Below are 2470 nucleotides of genomic sequence, written 5' to 3'. Positions count from 1 at the left end.
GTCTTCTCGTAGCGGGTGGCGATCCCGCGCCACTGCTTCAAGCGGTTGGTTGGGTAGGCCGCGCGACGAGGTGCTTGCCATGTGCAGGCCCTTTTTCGCGCGACCCCCCTCCGAACCCGCCGTACGAGTTTCCTCGTAACGGGCTCTCCAGTGACCTATTTCGTGACGCTGCTGGTTGGCTTTCCTGAGTGGATCGTGTCATGGCAGCCGGTGCAGACAACCAGAGTCTTGCGCCGTTTCTTCACCATGACCTGACGCCATTCAGTCGGCGGCTTTCCCTTATCGAGGTCGGCGAGTTTCCGGATGTGGTGCACTTGCACGTCTTCCGACGTCCCGCATAGCTCGCACTTCCCCTTCAAGAGCCGGGTAATCAGCTCTTTTCTGGGGTGGGGGTTGGCCACTTGACGGTCCGCGATGACCGCTGCCTTCTGTCGCGTCAGTGAGATTCCGCCGAATCGTGCGACCAGTGGCTTCCTACCTGCGCTGCGGGGGACGCTGGCTTCGAAGCATGTGCGGGGCCCATATGGTGTCTCGATCTTGGCCTTGTAGCGGGCCGCCATCTTGGACACCGTCGAGCGATGCTTCGCTGCCAGCGTCTTGAGCAACGAGGTTTCCATGGCCCAACGCAGCCGATGCAATCGGCATACGTTGCCGGCCAGAAGGTAGTACTGGACGATGCCCCGGTATTCGGCCCCGTAGACGTTGACGATGGTGTAGTCGTCGTCGTTGAGGAGTAAGGGCCGGTGCGCGGGTTTTCCGCGGCTAAAGTATAGGGCTGCTTTCTCTCGGATCACCTTTGCTGGCACACGTAAAGCAATCGAACCGTTAGCCGTCCTGCGGCCTCGGGTTGCCTGCCTGTCGTTGTGTTGCACGGTGATCTCGTATCCGAGGAACGATGCCGTGCCTTTACGGGCATGGGTGATCAGTGTCTTCTCTGGCGATAATTCCAACTTGAGGTCTTCACGAAGGAATACCGCGAGCCGCCGTTTGATCTCCTCGGCCTCGGATCTCGGCCCGATGAACCCAAGAAGGGTGTCATCGGCGTATCGCACATAGCGCAGTCTCCGGAAGCCCGGATCGTTCGGATCCACGCTAGGGATACTGCGCTGCTGCTTGCGAAGTGACCGGACCTCGGCCCGGTCTCCGCGCCTGCGGGAGCGTGCGATCGCGTTGACCACCTCCAGGTAGGCAGGGTTGCGCGCCCTGCTTCGCCCTCGGGTGTAGTGCGGAATCAAAACCTTCTCGACAAAGCTGTCCAGTCGGTGCAGGTAGATATTGGACAGCAGCGGAGAGAGCACTCCGCCTTGAGGTGCCCCGCTGAGCGTGGCTCCCCAGGTCCAGTCCTCCATGTACCCGGCCTCAAGCATGTTGCGCACCAGCCAAAGAAACCGGCCATCGTGAATTCGTTCTGCCAACGTCTCGATGACGACTTGATGGTCGATCGCACCGAAGCAGTCAGAGATATCGCCTTCGATGAACCAGGTCGTACCCGTCCAGGTATTGCCCACCTCCGTCAAGGCGGTGTGACAGCCCCGTTTGGGTCGGAACCCGTGGGAGCGGTCGGAGAACTGCGGCTCGAAGTACGCCTCCAGAAGGAGACGCATCACCTCGCCGACGAGCTTATCCGACCAGGTTGGCAGTCCAAGCGGCCGGGTCTTCCCATTCTTCTTGGGAATGTTGACCCGCTTGACTGGGCTGAACCGGTAGCGCTCGTGACGCATCGCATCGATGATGCGACCGATCTTGCTCAGCGACATGCCGTCCACGGTTTCTTGCGTGACTCCCGACGTCATCGCCCCTTTGTTGGAGTAGATGCGGCCGTAAGCCACCAGGTACAGCTGCGGATTGAACATTTGCCGATACAGCTCACTGCACGGCAGACCACGTCTGCCGCGCTCACGAAGGATGCCTAACACCGTGTCGGCACTCTGCATTTCGCATACCTCCCGGTCTCGTTCGCACCCAGTCACCTGTGCCCCTTCGCCCTGCGAGCGGCTTTCCCGCTCTCCTCGGCAGGTCGTTACTCCTGCGACTACTACGGGCACTCCGTCGCCCTAGGGTTCACACCCCGTAGGCGATCCCACGTTCGTCCTCGTTGTACGTCATAGCGTGACGTAGGCGCCCCACTCATCTCCTTCAATGTCCTCACTGGACATCGCCCCATGTCGCGGAAGGTATGTCGGCCATGCATCAAAGCCGCCACAGGACATGGCATCGGTTTCAGCAGCCTTTCCGATGGATGCGAACTTTCATCGACTGGAGATTGGGGTTCAGGCAATCCAGCTTTCGCCTTATCACGCGGGCCCCTCAGCGCACCGTCCCTGGCAACTGAGCCCGGTCGCTGATTCTCTGGCATGCTCTGGTCCCCATCACCTTTCGGATCCAGGTGAGCCATCAGGCCCAGGAATATCCCTCCAATTCCTCCCGGCTGAGCCGGGGATACAACAAGGCGCCTCGTGGCGCACATGCA

General features: G+C 60.5%; 1 protein-coding gene. It reads right to left on the bottom strand.

The window, feature by feature from the left end; genetic code table 11:
• Nucleotides 1–155: 155 nt before the first annotated feature.
• Nucleotides 156–1934, bottom strand: a complete 1779-nt coding sequence (locus ACWD3E_RS43225) for a reverse transcriptase domain-containing protein (RefSeq protein ID WP_451392932.1) — start codon at nucleotides 1932–1934, stop codon at nucleotides 156–158.
• Nucleotides 1935–2470 lie beyond the last annotated feature (536 nt).

The sequence above is a fragment of the Streptomyces sp. NPDC002676 genome (assembly GCF_053592455.1).
This window is presented reverse-complemented; position numbering and strand designations above follow the sequence as displayed.